Raw genomic sequence first — 16,139 nt, 5'->3', positions numbered from 1 at the left:
ATAACAATCTACTTCAAAGCTCTTGCTATATACTCATCCATCAATTTCCAGAACCAATCATTAATATATGAAGTTTTATATCCAAGTCGACGAGCCTTATCCATATTCATTGAAAATGTTTTTTCATTAAAAGGAGATGCTATTCCATTACTATTAACAATTGCCTTTTTACCTGTTTTGCTTTCAATATAATTTAAAATCATACTAATAGTAATCATTCCTTCACTTGATAGATTAATTGGGCCAGAAAAGTTTTGCGCAGCAATCCAAGGTAAAAATCTTCCGACTTCAATATCACGAATAAATGTAAATCCTTTTGATATGTCATTAATATTCATAGGAATTTGTTTGAAAATATTTTTACAATAAAAAAACAGTCTGTCAGTTTTTGTAACATATGGTATTCTTACAGTTACAGCATTAATATTTTTATATTTTTGATATAATATTGCCTCAGCAGCTTTCTTCCCTTCACCATATCCCTTACCATACTTACCATATTCAATATTATTTTCAGAAGAAGAAATATTAAATTTTAATGGATCAAACAATGTTTCACTCATATCCTCTTTTCTATCGCGATAAACAGCAATAGATGAAATCTGAATATATTTATCACATTGTATATTTTTAAGTATATTATCAACATTTACATATGAAAAGGCAAGGTTATCAAAAACAACATCAAATTTTTTACCATATAATGCATTTTTTACACTATATTCATTGGAAACATCCATAACAAGGCGGTTTACATACATTCCAAAGCTATCTTTAGTGCGTCCTCTAGTAGCGATGGTAACATCATTGCCAAGTGCAAGCAGTTTCTTGACCAACTGTACGCCCATAAAACGGGTACCGCCAATGACCAGCACTTTACGCCCGCTGATGGGAGCCTGTGCATGACTTGTCAGCACGGCATATTCTGGACGGCCACAGCTTTCCAAGCCAGTCGCCATACCATCACGACTCCAGGCAACATCCTCTTTCACCGCCTTGGCGGGACTTCCCGCTATGGAGCAATTGTTTGGGAATATCCCCTTAACGACACTGCGGGCTCCGACAATACTCCCGCTTCCTATATTCGTTCCGTGCATGATGAAAGCCTGCTTGCCCACCCACACATGGTCTCCTATAACCAGATGATTGGAAGGACGATAATTCCCGCTCATATCACGATTAGTGCAAGCCCCTGACTTGACATCGAAAACGGAATGTCCATCCCCAGCCCACAGCTCATTTTCATAGGAAAACATGCAGTCCCGGCCAATAATGATTTTTTTGCCCTGATTGGCATGTAGACCAAAGTGAGAGCTGGACGTGCAGGATTCATTGATGAGTGCTGAAGATGGATTAAAAAATCTAAACAAGGCACCTGCGTTAAATACGCAGTTGCGACCTATGACCAAGGACATGTCGTGCTCAAAATCCTTCGCTTCGATTTGACTAGCGGAATTAAAACGCGTGCCTTCTCCAATATCAATAAAGGCATTGGCGCCCACATCGACGGTAATATTTGCTCCATGGGTAATATTTTTGCTCAACATAATGTGATTATTAAATCCTCTAAAAATAACTTTTCCCACAATAGTATTGAAGCCTTCTATAGAATTACCATAATCATCATAGTAATTTTTCTTAGCTAAATCATAACGCTCTAAGACAAGAGGTTTAAATTTTCTAAAGACAAAATCCTTTTTTTCTCGATAGCCAAAAACGGCAAGTTGGTTATAAACCCCATCATCATACGCTCTATCAAGAGAGACCAGATAATATTCCGAGCTCTTACCGTTGAGGATGGAAAAATCTTCTATCCGGCCCTTGACCTGTGCCTCCTTACGCTGGGAGACTCCAAACGCGACCGTGAGGCCAAAATATTTCTGAAGAATGGTCTCAAATTTTTCGGAACGAATCCATGTGACCACTTTTCTTCCACAAAAATTTGTGGCAACAACTTTGGCGATAAGATAGAACTCGTGGTCCTCTTTGGGCACGGTTTTTATCAAGTTAAGGTATATCTGCTCATATATCCGGTTTTGTGAACAAGCGGACTGAAGCATATCAAAAGGTAATTTATCAAGATTTTCAAAAAATATATTTCTATTTTTATGTACCGGATAGGGATGCTTTATAATATTATTCCCCTTTATAGCAATATTTAATGGTGCTTCTTTGACGCGAGACATGGCATCTTTAAGTTTATCAAAGAGAGATTCTCCGTGGGCATTATTCACTAACACAACAGAAGTCCCTTTGTTATCATTAAAGGATGGATCAAATTCTGACACTCGCCAAAAATCACCAATGGAGAGATCGCCTTGCCGTGGCAAGGTATTTACTTTGCAAACACCACAGACACTATTTTTGGCAATATTTTGCAGATAGGCTTTAAAATACGGGTCGTCTCCCGAACCCTTTGAGTACTTTGTGCCATCTTCAAAGTATGCATTCATTCCTGCATACCACCCCCAAGGCTCTTTAGCCTTGAATTCAAGGCGAGTAAGTTTTTTGCCATTGAGGATATCATGATGGTATTTTTTAAAAACTTTGGAAGAAGCAATCCCATGACAAAAAATGTCAAGAGTATATAATTTTTCATAATCTCTTCCCAAATAAGCATAGAGCCCGGCCACTTGGCATGGCATACCGCTAAAAAGAACATATTTTTCTTTTTCCAGAAGCTCTTTTATCTTGGGATAAACAGGGCTAGCCTCACTTTGCATGTACTTTGAACCGCGTAGCTTTCCCAGCTGACTAATGCTATCAATAACAATATGCTTGACTTCAAAGGTATCCGTGTAGGCTGCACCGCATACATAGCCCTCAAGATTCAGAATATATTCCGCAGCAACTGTAAACATGCCGCCAGATGAACTTATTTTACGTGTTTCATCCTTCGCCATCATTGCATAGCATTTTGGGTTAGCAATATTTTTATATTGAGGATTAAGTGCTATACAATGCTTTCCACACATGCCACAATTAATACAAAGACTTTCTTTTACTCTGGCGCGTAAAAATCCATGTTCATCTTTTTTCATTTCTATAGCGTTATGAGGACATATTTCTGAGCAAGCTCCACAGCCTGTACATAATTCTGGCTGAAGCTTGACAATAGATTTATCTATTAATGCTGTGTTTTGAATTTTTTTGACAGGAGTATCAAGCGCATTTTTTAACCATTCCATACTTACGCGAATAAAACTATTCAATTTATCTACTACCGCATCATAGTCAATCATATGAGATAGTATTTCTAAAGAATAATTGTCTAATACCATACGTGAAGTCAGTTCAAGCTTTTCCAATAAAGATGCAAACCTTGTTAATCCTCTCTTCTTATTCCCTAAGCATATAAATTGTTTACGAAAAACAATAGAAAAACATACCCCGTGGAATGAATCGGTAACAATAAAAGATGCTTTTTTAAAGCAATATAAAAAATCTTCCACATGAACATTTTCCAAGGTATTTTCTAAATTTAACTTTTTATTGTTTTCTTCAAAATGCCAAGGTATGCCATCAACAATACAAATTACTTTTTTATTAAGGGTTTTGCTTAAAGAAAGAACGTAATCCCGTTTTTCGGCAGTAGCATCAAGTATATATACCAGCATAAAATCTTCTGGAATATCCAATTGGGAAGATGCTATAAGATTTTCATAATGCACCATATCACACATAAAAATAGGATCAGCAATATGTTCCACATGTAAACCAAAATTATTTTGAGCAACTGTCACTCCGCTATCTTCTCTCACGGAAATAGCGTCAAATTTTTCTAAAAGAATTTTTGCATGTTCCTTATAACCATCAGGAGCTGAAAAGTTGTCGTGCCCAAAGGAGGTGGCGCATGCAATTTTACGCTTATCGTCATCCACAAAATCAAAAAATAAGGAAAAACCAAAAGGACGGGCCAGCCCATAATTCCAAAGTTGGTCTGATCCTAGCATAAAGGTAGAGCACAAAGAATTTAAATCGCCCAGCTCTGATAATTTAAAAACTTTACTGATATTGTAGTGCTTTTGTGAAAAAATTCTGGAATGGGTCTGCGAATATTCGATGTCATTGGGAAAGATTAAAGGTTTGTCAATCATGAGTACAGACTTGCCTAAATCTTTGAGTATATTATTTAATGCATAATAAGTAAGCATGCTTCCATAATTACAGCTATACCAAAATCCCATAACCCCGACATCAAAAGGTGAAGTTGATGTACTTTTCTTAATGGAATTACTCATATCTCTTCCCCATAGTTGATTTTAGACACGGCCATCCCATTTTATGGCGCTTATGAGCATGACCAATAACGACCTTACCAGATTTTACTACCTTAACAAAAAGGTAAAAGTACAATTTTAATGAACTCATTGATTAAAATTTTCTCTCCAGAATTTATCGTTTTTCAATGTTTTCAAAAAGTTTTGATAGTGTTTTTTTAATTTACTATAATTGAGGTAAAATTTTGTGGAAGCTAAAATCATATAATATAAATTCTTCAAAGCATATTGCGTATTTAGTTTTAGAATAAATTCAGTCTTATTGATTTCATTGCATACGAGGACTTCATCACGCAGAAAGACGCGATTGGCGAACGGCACTTGATATTTACTCAGGCGATTCATCCCCTTGCGCACCATACAGCCAGGTAACAGGTGACCATTCAAAGATATTTTTCGGATAAATTTAGTACAGAAGGGTAGGCGAATATTTTCCCTTGCTTCAGGTATATCCTGATAGCTCCGCCGCAGGGGACGCGGGGCCTCCTGCGTATATCTTTTCTTGATTTTTGCCCTGATTTTGCTGGTATCCATGTTGTCCAGCCAGTATTTCGGGCCTTCCAGCATATCAGCAAATGATGTAACTATTGCATTTGCAGTATCATATTGGTATGACCAATTAAAACGCTTAAAAAATGCCCACACCATCTTGAGAATATCCCAAGCGCCGTTGTCAATATGTTTCAATACAAGATGATGTAAAATATGAGAACGTACATCTAAATACAGTGTCATTGGAGATTCTTTAATCTTGAAATCTTCCTGCCATACACATATGCCATTCATACGAACAATATTAAACTTGTTTGTATATGAAAACTCTATATCATCGCCTCGAACAAAAAATGGAAAAGAGAACATCTCAACATTGTTTATAGGGAACATGAAGAACCACCATGCGCCGTATGTAGGCTGTAGAGCATCTTCTTTTTCATTTAGTACAAGTATATTAGGATCTCTCAAATCATAATTGCAGTGCATAGGATGACAGCATTTATCGAACCATGCACCGTTTTCCCATTGGATGAATTGTACATTTTCCGATAGCATGGCCCCACTGACGGCAACGGACATATCTTTTGCATGCCGCATGAAAGACATACTGCGAAAGAGCGAGCCTGCTTCGCAACTGGCGTCATCGTCCATAAACAGGCAGTGGGTGTATGTCCCCTTATCCCGATAATGCATGAGGCTGCGCATAAAGCCGCCCGTCCCGCCGAGATTTCTGTTCGGGATCAGGGTCGCGGCGGGCACATCTTCTGGGACAAGAGTTTGCCCGTTGTCGACCACTGTTATGTCAATGACGTCGTGATAGAGGGGATGTGCGGCAATGGCCTTGCCCAACCGGGCCACGGACGCCTTGACAGCCTCCTCGCGGCGATAGGTAGTGATGCCGATGCCCAGGCGCACAGGCTGGGTTTCAGGGGCATCCGTCAGGTATCCTCCACCGTACAGTACGCACTTCTGTTCGGCATGAATGTGCAGGCCGATGATGCCGGTATCAGGGTATTTGCCGAGTGGCAGCTCCAGTGTGGTACGGTGGTCGGCTTTCAGTTTCCATGCGGCAAGAACACTTTTTCCCCTCTCGCAGATATGAATAGCCTCGGCTCTCGCTTCGCCCATGAAATCGAGATACAACGCCAGATGATCGACATTGGTATATTTTTGCCATTTTACGGCGCTGAAGGCGTTGAAATAGGTCAGCAGATCCACGGAAGAATCTTTATTCAGATGAACGCATTTCTCCTCGAAGGAATAGTAGGCTCGCTCTCCGGTGAATCGATAGTACAGCGGTTCCTCACAACACAATTCGTATGTTGGCAACAGAAAATCATACAGCACATGCTCAGGGCGGATGGCTTTCTCAACGGCGATGGAACTGTCGTCAAAGACAACGCTTTCTTCCAGTGCATGAAGGCTGATTTCCAGAGTGCCCGACTGAATTCCGCTCAAGTCTATTTCGCATGTCCCCTTGCCGGGGCTATGAGCCTCAAGTGTTTTTTCTCCGCACCAGACAAAACTTTTTCCCTCAGAGCTGACTCCGGCTTTGATCAAAAGCTTTCCAACGAAATTCAAGGACAGGGAAAAACGGTCGCCATAAACTTTCTCCAGAGAAACAACATCCAGGGGGGAGAGTTGAAGATGCTCCCAGCGCAACCATTTCCCTTCTTCAATGTATAACTCATCACCCATCAGGCAGGGCTCGGAAGACAAGCTGTCCACAAACTGAAAAATATTCATACAAATTACTCCATACATACAGCACGCGACGTGGTATGGTGATTTTTATGCCAGGGCATATTTTATTTTTTGCGCTATTGTTGGAATATCACTGTCGAGATAAATCTTGCCTTTGTTTAAATATTTAAATTTATGCATAAGTTTCTCCTTATTTTTGGGAGAAACTCTTTTCAAAAGACTGTTCATTTGGGTAAAGACTTTATACAAAAATAAGTCATAATCTCTAAATCCATTATTGAATATCCAGTCAGCCTCCATCTCCCAGGCTTTAATGACAAAATCAATTTTATCATCCACAAATTGTATGGATTGCATATTATGAATAGTATACGTATATTTTATATCATTTATTATATATATTGATGGATTTGCATAAAATAAAGACACTACGAACATGGCGTCCTGAAAAGATGCTCCTGGAGTTTCACAGAAACATACAGACTTTTGCCGCATGAAGTTCTTTCGATATATGCCGTTAAAAACTGAAGGATGAGAACGCCAGAACCTTTTCAGGGCATATTTATCAAGAATTTTTCCTGTAAAGTTCTGTTTCCAGTGATATAGCGTACGGGACTGGCCATTTTCATGGCGGTATATTCCGTTATATCTGATAATGTCAGCCTGACTGTAGCGATCGGCAGTTTGCCAAAGGCAGGAGTAAAAATCAGGAGTTATACAGTCATCAGGTTCATAAATGGCCCAAAAATCGCCTGTGGCCTGTTTGATTCCAAAATTGCAGGCATGCCCATATCCCCGGTTTTCCATGCTGAAGATATGGAAACGCCCATCATTCGCACAGAGCTGCTCTAAAATGTTCAATGTGGCGTCAGTGGAACCGTCATTGACGAGGAGAAATTCAATATTCGGCTCATCCTGAGCCTTCAGGCAGGAAATTGCCCGCATGATGAATTTCTCCATATTGTATATGGGAACGATGACAGAAATTTTCATATGTCCCCCTTGAAACCTGATTTCTTTTCCAAAATCCCGTCCACCAGCTCCCGCAATGCCCCCTGACCACCCCCGCATTCCAGCACGAGGTCAGCCCTGTCCTTCACGTAATCCGGCGCATCTCCCACCGTCACGGACACCCCGCACTGGTTAAAAACCTCCATGTCCGGGATGTCGTCTCCGATAAAGACAACTTCGTCAGCGACAACGCCGTAGCGCTCCATGATGCCCGACAACGCCGCCCGCTTGTCCACCTGCCCCAATACGGCCTCGGTAATGCCCAAATCTGCAAGCCGTCTGCGCAGGGCCGGGCAGTCCCGCCCGGAGAGCACGGCCACCTGTATCCCGGCCTGTTGCAGCAGCCTGACGCCCAGGCCGTCGCGGGCATGAAAGCGTTTCAGACACTCGCCGTCAGGCCCGTAGTACAGACCGCCGTCCGTGAGCACGCCGTCCACATCGGTGATGACCAGCTTGATGTGGCGCAGTCTGCGTGTCAGTTCGGGATTCAGTCGCGCGGCAGCCACAGACAGAGCAGAAACAGGCCGCCGCAAATCCCCCACAGCCACGGTTCCAGCATGTGCATTGTCAGCATTTTCCTTCTCCCTGATGACCGCACGTACCCGCTCCAGGTCTTCGGGGGTGTCCACGCCCGCGCCCATCGGCGGCGCTTCCAGCACGCGGATGGCAATACCGGCCTGGAGAAAACGGAGCTGTTCCAGCTTTTCCGCCTGTTCCAGCGGAGAGAACGGCAAAGAGGCAAAGCCGCGCAGGACATCGGCCCTGTAGGCGTAGATGCCCACATGCCCCAAAAATTCGGTGGATTCGCCACGTTCGCGCACAAAGGGCAGCGGCGCGCGGCTGAAATACAATGCGTTTCCCGCATGGTCGCGGATGACCTTGACCTGATGCGGAGAACGGGCCTGTTCCTCGCTGATACGGCTGCACAGGGTCGCCACCTGCACGCCTGCATCTTCCGTGAAGACGTCCCGCAGCCTTTCAATGGCCGAAGCTTCCAGCAAGGGTTCGTCGCCCTGAATATTGACGTACACGTCAGCGGCAAGAGAGGCGGCGACCTCGCGCACCCTGTCGGAACCGGACTGACACTCTGGAGAAGTCATGCATACCTTGCCGCCGAAGCGCTCCACAGCATCGGCTATGCGGGCGTCGTCCGTGGCCACTACAACTTCATCCAGCCCACGCGCACGGGACACGATCTCCCAGACGTGCTGCAACAGCGGCTTGCCGCAGATGTCCAGCAGGGGTTTGCCCGGCAGACGGGTGGAGGCATAACGGGCGGGGATAACGGCGACGGCTTTCATGCCCCGACTCCCGCGGTTTCCTTTGCCAGTTGATCAAACGCCTTGAGTTGCTCCAGCAATGGCGGCAGGTCACGCAGGGCCAGCATGTTGGGACCGTCGCAGGGGGCCCTGTCCGGGTCGGGATGCACTTCCAGGAACAGACCGGCCACACCCACGGCCACGGCGGCGCGGGCCAGCACGGGCACGAATTCCCGCTGTCCGCCGCTGCGGTCGCCCAACGCGCCGGGAAGCTGCACGGAATGCGTGGCGTCAAAGACGACGGGCGCGCCGGTGCGCTTCATAATGTCCAGCCCGCGCATGTCCACCACCAGACTGCCGTAGCCGAAGCTCGTGCCGCGTTCGCACAGGCAGATACGCTCGTTGCCCGTTGCTCTGGCCTTTTGCAGCACATTCTCCATCTCCCACGGGGCGAGAAACTGGCCTTTCTTGATGTTCGCGGGCTTGCCTGTGGCGGCCACGGCGGCAATCAAATCAGTCTGGCGGCAGAGAAAGGCCGGGGTCTGGAGCATGTCCGCCACTTCGGCCACAGGCGCGGCCTGTTCCGGCGTATGCACATCGGTCAGCACGGGCACGCCCACGCTTTCCCGCACCTCGGCCAGAATGGACAACCCTTCGGCCATGCCCACGCCGCGAAACGATGCGCCGGAAGAACGGTTGGCCTTGTCGAAACTGGACTTGTAGAGGAACGGCACGCCCGCCGCCGCAAAGATCTCCCTGAGCGCGGCGGATACTTCCAGCGCGTGGGCGCGGCTCTCCAGCGCGCACGGCCCGGCAATGCAGAACAGGGGCGCATTGTTGTCCACCGGCCCGAAGACCTTGCCCTGAAACTCCAAGGAAAATCCCATAATCCCCCCTACAGCCCTACGGCGACCTTGACGGCCACGGCCATCTGGTACAGCACCTGGGTCACGTCCTTGACCAGTTGCAGATTCTTGGAATCAAACCTGGGCATGACCAGAATGCGGTCGCCGGGCTCGATTTTCTGCCCTCTGGCGCGGGAGACTTCCCCGTTGAGGCCCACGATCAGGATGTTGCCCGCGTCCGCCCGGTCGGACAGCCCGCCCGCGCCGCTGAGATAGCCTTTCAGGGAAAGGCCCTTTTCCCAGGTCACGGCGGTGGGGATGAGCACTTCGCCGGAAACGTGCACCACGTCTGTTTTCCGGGGAATGATGATTTCGTCGCCTTCCTCCAGCAGCACGTCGGAAATTCTGCCCTCGCGGGAGACCACCAGCACGCCGTCCGGCTCCAGTTGCGAGGCCCGCTGCACGAAGTTCTGGATCAGCTCGGCTTCCTTGACCCGGATGCCGGCCTCGTCCACGGAAGCGGACGTGGCGGTCAATGCGCTCTGTTCCAGACGGCGCAGGGCGTCGGCCAGAATGACCTTCTGCTCGGCCGCCACACTCCTGCGGCGGATATAGATGGACTTGATGTCCGCAAGCTCCGGCTCCACGGCCACATATTCCAGCAGCGTCTTCAGTCTGGTCTGCTTGAGCACGGGAAAGCGCGACGCGCCGTGAATGGCCCCGGACGCGGCCACCATGATGGTTTTGCCCCGCGTGTCGGCCACAAATTCCACCCGGTCCCCGTCCTCAAGCCGCAGGTTGCGGAAATCGTCCAGAGTCACGTACACGTTGAACGGCTCGTCGTTGCGCATGCCGCCCACACTGACGTGGGAAACGCCGTTCATGGGCAGGGCGTAGGCCAGAAGTTCCCTGCCGCCGGCTGTTGCTCCCCTGAACTCATAGCGGGCGGGCTGGCGCAGCAGGCCATAGGCGGCCACCGACATGCCGAAGGGTTCCACCAGAATGGTGTCGCCGTCTTTCAGGCGGATGGCGGGCAGTTCGCCCCGGAGCATATAGCTGTAGAGATCCACTCGGCCGATGGTCTGTTTGCCGCGCAGAATTTTGATGTTCCGGTAGCTGCCCTGTTCCGGCAGGATGCCTCCGGCCCGGTCCAGATAGGACATGACGGAATCCTGCGGCCCGCCCGCGTAACGGCCGGGATTGGGCACGTTCCCGGCCACATAGACGGCCACGGGCTGGGCGCTTTGCAGGTTCACATAGATATTGACGTTCTCCGGGAAGACCGAGGCCAGTTCAGCCCGTACCGCGCCGGGCAGTTCAGACTGCCGCAGCCCGGCTATCCGCACCGGCCCCACTTCCGGCAGAAAGATGTTGCCCTGCTGGTCTACAAAGAGCACATCGTCATAGCTTCTTGCGCCCCAGACGCGCACGGTGATTCTGTCGCCCGGCAGAATCACATAATCGTCATTCATCCCATTGCCGTAGGTTCCCGCGAAATTGCCCCGGAACAGGTTCGCGCCGAAGGGCTGCAAGCCCTGCGTCATGTCGGGCTGATACGTGTCCAAAGCCCAGGCGGGCAGACCCGGCAGATACTGGCGTTGACGGTTTTCCCGCCGGTAGCCGGAATCCTGCCGCAACACGCCCTGCTGATGAACAGTTTCCCGTTGATAACCGCCCGCCTGGTAGGACGGGGGCCGGGTCGAAGGTATGCCCTGAATGCCGCCGCTGCCGCCGGGGCTGGGATTGCCGGACTTGCCCAGACTCCCGCCGTACGTTGCTCCGTTCTGGCGCGGCTCTTCCGCCGCGTGAGCGGATGTATGCAAGGAAACGAGCAAAACAAGCAACAGCGCCAGAAGAGGCCAATTAAATATGGGGGTCCGGGGGAGATTATCTCTCCCGGCGGGGTTCGGGGCGGAGCCCCGCTTTTCCAACCACCTTACATCCATCATATTAAAACCCCGCGTGTTCGCGCACGGCGGCGATAATCAGGGAACACAGACCCGCCAGCGCAAGAGCGCCGACAAGGACATAGGCCGTAAACAGGAAAGGACGTGGATACAGGGATTCGTCCGGCAGGGCCGGAACCTGAAAGGCCACCACATAGCGGGACTTGGCTTCCGCCTTCACGCGGGCGGTTTCCAGCGAAGTCATGGCCGAGACAAGCTGCTGGCGGGCGAACTCGCTTTCGGTCTGCAAGGCTTCGTATTCCCCGGCAAAGGCGGTCAGGCTGTCTTCGCGGGCCGCCTCCCCGGCCAGGCGCAGCTTTTCCGAGGCAAGCTGCTTTTCCACCGCCTCCAGCCGGGCGCGTAGCCCCACCAGGGTCGGGGCGTTCTTGCTCATGTAGGTGGAGGCTTCCGCGATTTCCGCGCGGACTTTCACAGCCTCGCCTTCCAACTGGCTGACGATGCCCTGCAACCCGCCCGCCGTGCTGACCGGGTCCAGCATGCCGCTCCTGTTGCGGAATTCCCGCATGGCTTCCTGCGCCTTGCTCACGCGGGCTTCCGCCGTCTTCACCTCGCTCATGGCCAGGGTAATGGAATCTTCCTGGGCGCGGCGGCTCATGGCGTTGACCAGCGCCTCGCTTTTGGCCAGTACCGCTTCTCCCAGACGCTTGGCCGTGGCCGGGTCATAGGCTTTGACGGAGAGGGCGATGATGCCGGTTTCCGGGTCAAAGGAGGGGTTCACCGCCCATTGCCAATAGGAGAGGCGTTCATCCCGCGTGGCGTCGGCGGCCAGACGGCTGATCAGGTCATACTCGCGGCTGGAGAAATGGCGGAAGATACCCATTTCTCCGTCAATGGCCTCCATGATGTCCGGGGACTGGATGTATTCGGCCACGATGTTGGCATCCACACCCACCGCCGTGGCGGCGGGCATCAGCATGGCCATGAGTCCCGTGCCCATCCCCCCGGTTTCCGCGCCGCGCACGGCGAAACGGGCTTCGGCGATATACATGGGCGAAGCCCACAGGCCGAAGTACAGCAGGGACAGGAATGTGGGCAGCAGCACGGCCAGCAGCAGCGCCTTCATGGCCGGGGAAAGGCGGGAATTTATTCTGTCGAACGTCGTGGCGACAGGGGGCGCGGCCAGAACCAGATCGGGAATGGCCTGCGAGGTCTGGTCGGCGGGCGCGGGCGAAGTCGGAACCGTTGCGGGCTTTGGGTTCTCGGCTGTTTTGGGCGGCGCGGAAGCCGCTTTGGCCGGAGCGGGAGGCTGTCCTTTGGGGGCGGCGGAAGGAACCTTGTTCCCGGCTTCCGTTTTTGACGGCGCGGCAGGCGAACTTCCTTTGGGCGGCGTCGCCGCTTGCGCCCTGGATTTCTCTTTTGGGGCAGCGGGAGGCGTTGCCTGCGCTTGTGCCTTCGGAGGCGCGGCGGGAGAAGGCTGGGCCGGAGACGCCTTGTTTGGGGAAGGCGAGGGCGCGGCGGGAGAAGAAGGTTTTGCATCCGGAGCCTGTTTGGGCGCGGAAGTCCTGGCTCCGGAAGCCTGCGTGGCGGGGATGCCTGTCCTGCTATCCGGCATGGCAAATCCCCGTATAGACGCGCAGGGCGTCATTGAGCTTGTCGTACACGGTCAGCAGGCCATTGTGCAGCACCGCCGCGCTGTCGCAGTTCTTGCGGATGGTGGCCACGCTGTGCGACACCACAACCAGCGTCGCGTGCGCCCTGCGCGCCTCAAAGAGCTTTTCCGCCCTGGCCCGGAAAGAGGCGTCGCCCACGGAATACGCCTCGTCAATCAGATAGAAGTCAAAACCGATGGACATGCTCAGACCGAAAGCCAGCTTGGAGCGCATGCCCGCTGAATAGGTTTTTACCGGCATGTCCATGTACGGACCGAGTTCCGTAAAATCCTCCACAAATTCCGTCACGTCATTGATGTCCGCGCCGTAGATGCGGCAGGTGAAACGCAGGTTTTCCCGTCCGGTCAGACTGCCGTTGAAGCCTCCGGCAAAACCGATGGGCCAGGATACCCGCCCCTTGCGCGTCACAATGCCGCTGTCCGGGCGTTCCGCGCCGCTGATGATGCGGATAAGCGTGGACTTGCCCTGACCGTTCAGCCCCAGAATCCCCATGTTCACGCCGGGCCGGAAGGTGATGCTGACATCATGCAGGACATCCCTGCGTTTTCCGTGCGGCAGACGGTAGGATTTGTTGATGCGGGAAAGCTCGATCATCGGACTTCCCTCCCGCGCACATAGCGTTCCAGCAACAGGCCGAGGCAGAGCGACCCCAGACACCACGCGGCCACATAGTCCATGCTGTACAGGGGGGCGGATGAGGACGCGGAAAAACCGTAGCGCTGCCATTCAATGAGTTGCGCCACGGGGTTCAGCAGCAGGGGCCCGGAAAAACGGGCGGGCAGTTCGGATACCTGAAAAAATACCCCGGACGCAAAGAACAGGAAGCGCATCAGAATGGGCACAAGCCGTTCCAGCGTGGGCCAGAGGCGGGCCAGGGACGCGAAAACAAGCCCTATGCCCAATCCCAGCAGGGGGGCAAGGAACAGCGTGGCCGCAAGCGAACCGGGATGACGCAGCTCGACGGGTTGCCCCAGGGCGGCGGCAAGGGACAGAATGACGAGGGCGCAGACAAGCTGCGTGCCCCAGACCACAATGACCCGCGCCAACATCAGATCCAGTTCCGTCACCTGCGGAAAGGTCAGCAGCGCCTGATTGGCGCTTACGGCTTTCATGCAGCGGGAAATGGCATCGCTGCACATATACCAGGGAATGAAACCGCAGAGCAGAAAAACCGCCATCCCCATGCCGTGGGGGGCGTGCGCGCCGAGAAACTCACGGAACAGCCAGAATACCGCTATATTGAACGCCGTCTGGATAATGGCCCAGAGGTAGCCGAGCCGGGTATTGCCGTACAGCGTATGCACTTCCCGCATGACCAGAGCGTAAATCACTCTTCCCTGCACGGTCAGGGCGGGCGATACGGAAGAAGCGGGAACAGCGTCGGCGTTCATCGCGGCATGCTCTCAAAGATGGTGGGGAGGAAACGCCAGTTGCCTTTCTCTTCCTTGCAGAACGCGAACCTGTGGCTCATGGTTCCGCGTGTGACGCGGGCGGAACGGCACTCGTTGCCCAGACCGGAAAGATAGGGGGCTCCAGCCTCAATGCTGGCCGGGCCGAAGGGACTTTCGGCAAAGTATTGCGTTGCGCCTTCCGGCAGGGCGGCCACCTGTTCGTTGAACGACTGCGCGGCGGGAACCGTCTCCGGAGTGGAAGTCGTCGGAGAGACGGATTCACGCGCGGCGCAGCCGGAAAGTATGGCGCAGAAGACCAGGAAGAGCAGGGATTGCCGCCACATTATTCCACCCCCGCGCGCAGGCAGTCATGAACATTGAGAATGCCCACCGGCTTTCCTTCCCTGGTGACGAACAGCGAGGTAATCCTGTTTTCCTGCATGAGCCGCAGGGCGGCCACGGCCAGCGTGTCTTCATTCACCACCACAGGATCGGGGTGCATGACCTGTTTTGCTTTTTTGTCCATGAGGGCAGGCCCCATATGGCGGCGCAAGTCGCCATCGGTGATGATGCCCGCAAGCCGGTCTTTTTCGAGAATGCCCGCCACGCCGAAGCCCTTGCCGGTCATCAGCATCAGCACGTCCGGCATAAGTGCGGAAGCCGGGAGCAGGGGCATGTCCTCGCCCTCGTGCATGATTTCTTTGACCGTCAGCAGCTTGCGGCCAAGCGAGCCGCCCGGATGCCAGCGGTGAAAATCTTCCGGGGAACAGCCGCGACGGCGCATGAGCGTCAGAGCCAGCGCGTCGCCCAGGGCCATTTGCAATGTGGTGGATGTGGTGGGGGCGCAGTCCAGCGGATCGGCCTCCGGCACGAACGGCAACAGCAGGATGTGCGCGGCATGTTTGCCCAGCAGGCTGTCCGCGTTGCGCGTCACGCCTATCAGGGGAATATCCCTCCGCGCGGCGTACAGCACGATGTCCGAAAGTTCCGCCGTATTGCCGGAATTGGAAAAGGCCAGAACCGCGTCGCCGGAGGCCAGCATGCCCAGGTCGCCGTGGCTGGCTTCCGCCGGGTGAATGAAGAAGGCCGGGGAGCCAGTGGAGGCCAGAGTGGCCGCCACCTTGCGGGCCACATGACCGCTTTTGCCCATGCCCGTGACCGCGATGCGTCCCTTTATGCCGTACAGACAGTCCGTTGCCTCGCAGAAAGAGCCGTCCAGCCCACAGGCCAGCAGCGTCAGGGCATGGGCCTCCTGTCGCAACACTGAAGAGGCAAAAGCCGCTTCCCGCAGTCTTTCCTCTCGCCCGGTTTTTGCCGTCATCCGCTCTCTGGCGTTTTCCACAGACATAACACCTCTGACACATCCGCGCTCTCCGGTATTCGAGGGGAGCGGGACGTTACAAATGACTTCGACAGTCGCACTGTCAATGAATGTTTGTGGAACAATACTCTCAAAGGCTCCTGGTGACAATATTCATGTCCATTTTAAAAATTTTCCCATAACTGCTTTTTTAAAGATAATTATAAAATCCAGCCTGATATTTCATTTCTGTCCACTTTTTGACTTTCAAAAATTG

At 51.8% G+C, this 16,139-nt stretch carries 11 protein-coding genes; all 11 read right to left on the bottom strand.

The genetic code is table 11. The annotated features are described in order from the left end of the window. Positions 1-8 precede the first annotated feature (8 nt). The gene (locus HMPREF1022_RS17665) at positions 9-4,241 is read right to left on the bottom strand and encodes a polysaccharide pyruvyl transferase family protein (protein ID WP_009303745.1); all 4,233 of its coding nucleotides are present in this window, start codon (positions 4,239-4,241) and stop codon (positions 9-11) included. Positions 4,242-4,367: 126 nt separating this feature from the next. Next, positions 4,368-6,521, bottom strand: a complete 2,154-nt coding sequence (locus tag HMPREF1022_RS14605) for a glycosyltransferase (RefSeq protein ID WP_009303744.1) — start codon at positions 6,519-6,521, stop codon at positions 4,368-4,370. Positions 6,522-6,566: 45 nt separating this feature from the next. After that, entirely contained in the window at positions 6,567-7,472 is a 906-nt protein-coding gene (locus HMPREF1022_RS14600; protein ID WP_009303743.1) for a glycosyltransferase family 2 protein, read from the bottom strand. Beyond that, a complete protein-coding gene (kdsB, locus tag HMPREF1022_RS17660) occupies positions 7,469-8,791 on the bottom strand; it encodes a 3-deoxy-manno-octulosonate cytidylyltransferase (protein ID WP_009303742.1) in 1,323 nt (440 codons plus the stop codon). The genes HMPREF1022_RS14600 and kdsB overlap by 4 nt, the downstream gene beginning before the upstream one ends. Then, entirely contained in the window at positions 8,788-9,636 is an 849-nt protein-coding gene (gene kdsA / locus HMPREF1022_RS14590) for a 3-deoxy-8-phosphooctulonate synthase (protein ID WP_009303741.1), read from the bottom strand. The genes kdsB and kdsA overlap by 4 nt, the downstream gene beginning before the upstream one ends. Before the next feature lie 8 nt (positions 9,637-9,644). Next, a complete protein-coding gene (locus HMPREF1022_RS14585) occupies positions 9,645-11,417 on the bottom strand; it encodes a polysaccharide biosynthesis/export family protein (protein WP_232221618.1) in 1,773 nt (590 codons plus the stop codon). Between the two features lie 127 nt (positions 11,418-11,544). Beyond that, on the bottom strand, positions 11,545-13,113 hold the full coding sequence (locus tag HMPREF1022_RS18980; protein ID WP_232221617.1) for a capsule biosynthesis protein: 1,569 nt from the start codon (positions 13,111-13,113) through the stop codon (positions 11,545-11,547). Continuing rightward, positions 13,103-13,765, bottom strand: coding sequence for an ABC transporter ATP-binding protein (locus tag HMPREF1022_RS14575; protein ID WP_009303738.1), 663 nt, complete (start codon positions 13,763-13,765; stop codon positions 13,103-13,105). Before HMPREF1022_RS14575 ends, HMPREF1022_RS18980 begins: the two co-directional genes overlap by 11 nt. Next, positions 13,762-14,562 (bottom strand): ABC transporter permease, encoded by an 801-nt coding sequence (locus HMPREF1022_RS14570; protein ID WP_009303737.1) that lies wholly within the window; start codon positions 14,560-14,562, stop codon positions 13,762-13,764. Before HMPREF1022_RS14570 ends, HMPREF1022_RS14575 begins: the two co-directional genes overlap by 4 nt. Beyond that, positions 14,559-14,906 carry a DVU3141 family protein gene (locus HMPREF1022_RS14565; RefSeq protein ID WP_009303736.1) on the bottom strand — a complete coding sequence of 116 codons (348 nt, stop codon included), beginning with the start codon at positions 14,904-14,906 and terminating at the stop codon, positions 14,559-14,561. The genes HMPREF1022_RS14570 and HMPREF1022_RS14565 overlap by 4 nt, the downstream gene beginning before the upstream one ends. Then, positions 14,906-15,910, bottom strand: a complete 1,005-nt coding sequence (locus tag HMPREF1022_RS14560; RefSeq protein WP_009303735.1) for a KpsF/GutQ family sugar-phosphate isomerase — start codon at positions 15,908-15,910, stop codon at positions 14,906-14,908. The genes HMPREF1022_RS14565 and HMPREF1022_RS14560 overlap by 1 nt, the downstream gene beginning before the upstream one ends. Positions 15,911-16,139 lie beyond the last annotated feature (229 nt).

Origin of the sequence: Desulfovibrio sp. 6_1_46AFAA, from assembly GCF_000224635.1 — a bacterium.
Taxonomy (GTDB): Bacteria; Desulfobacterota; Desulfovibrionia; order Desulfovibrionales; family Desulfovibrionaceae; genus Desulfovibrio; species Desulfovibrio fairfieldensis.
Note: the sequence above shows the minus strand (reverse complement) of the source record. Positions and strands in the feature narration are given on the sequence as shown.

What these genes read in the sequence shown, in the direction of transcription:
- HMPREF1022_RS14600 (WP_009303743.1), bottom strand. Translation starts at nt 7,472, where the DNA reads ATGAAAATTTCTGTCATCGTTCCCATATACAATATGGAGAAATTCATC.
- HMPREF1022_RS14565 (WP_009303736.1), bottom strand. Translation starts at nt 14,906, where the DNA reads ATGTGGCGGCAATCCCTGCTCTTCCTGGTCTTCTGCGCCATACTTTCC.
- HMPREF1022_RS14575 (WP_009303738.1), bottom strand. Translation starts at nt 13,765, where the DNA reads ATGATCGAGCTTTCCCGCATCAACAAATCCTACCGTCTGCCGCACGGA.
- HMPREF1022_RS18980 (WP_232221617.1), bottom strand. Translation starts at nt 13,113, where the DNA reads ATGCCGGATAGCAGGACAGGCATCCCCGCCACGCAGGCTTCCGGAGCC.
- HMPREF1022_RS14570 (WP_009303737.1), bottom strand. Translation starts at nt 14,562, where the DNA reads ATGAACGCCGACGCTGTTCCCGCTTCTTCCGTATCGCCCGCCCTGACC.
- HMPREF1022_RS14560 (WP_009303735.1), bottom strand. Translation starts at nt 15,910, where the DNA reads ATGTCTGTGGAAAACGCCAGAGAGCGGATGACGGCAAAAACCGGGCGA.
- HMPREF1022_RS14605 (WP_009303744.1), bottom strand. Translation starts at nt 6,521, where the DNA reads ATGAATATTTTTCAGTTTGTGGACAGCTTGTCTTCCGAGCCCTGCCTG.
- kdsB (WP_009303742.1), bottom strand. Translation starts at nt 8,791, where the DNA reads ATGAAAGCCGTCGCCGTTATCCCCGCCCGTTATGCCTCCACCCGTCTG.
- kdsA (WP_009303741.1), bottom strand. Translation starts at nt 9,636, where the DNA reads ATGGGATTTTCCTTGGAGTTTCAGGGCAAGGTCTTCGGGCCGGTGGAC.
- HMPREF1022_RS17665 (WP_009303745.1), bottom strand. Translation starts at nt 4,241, where the DNA reads ATGAGTAATTCCATTAAGAAAAGTACATCAACTTCACCTTTTGATGTC.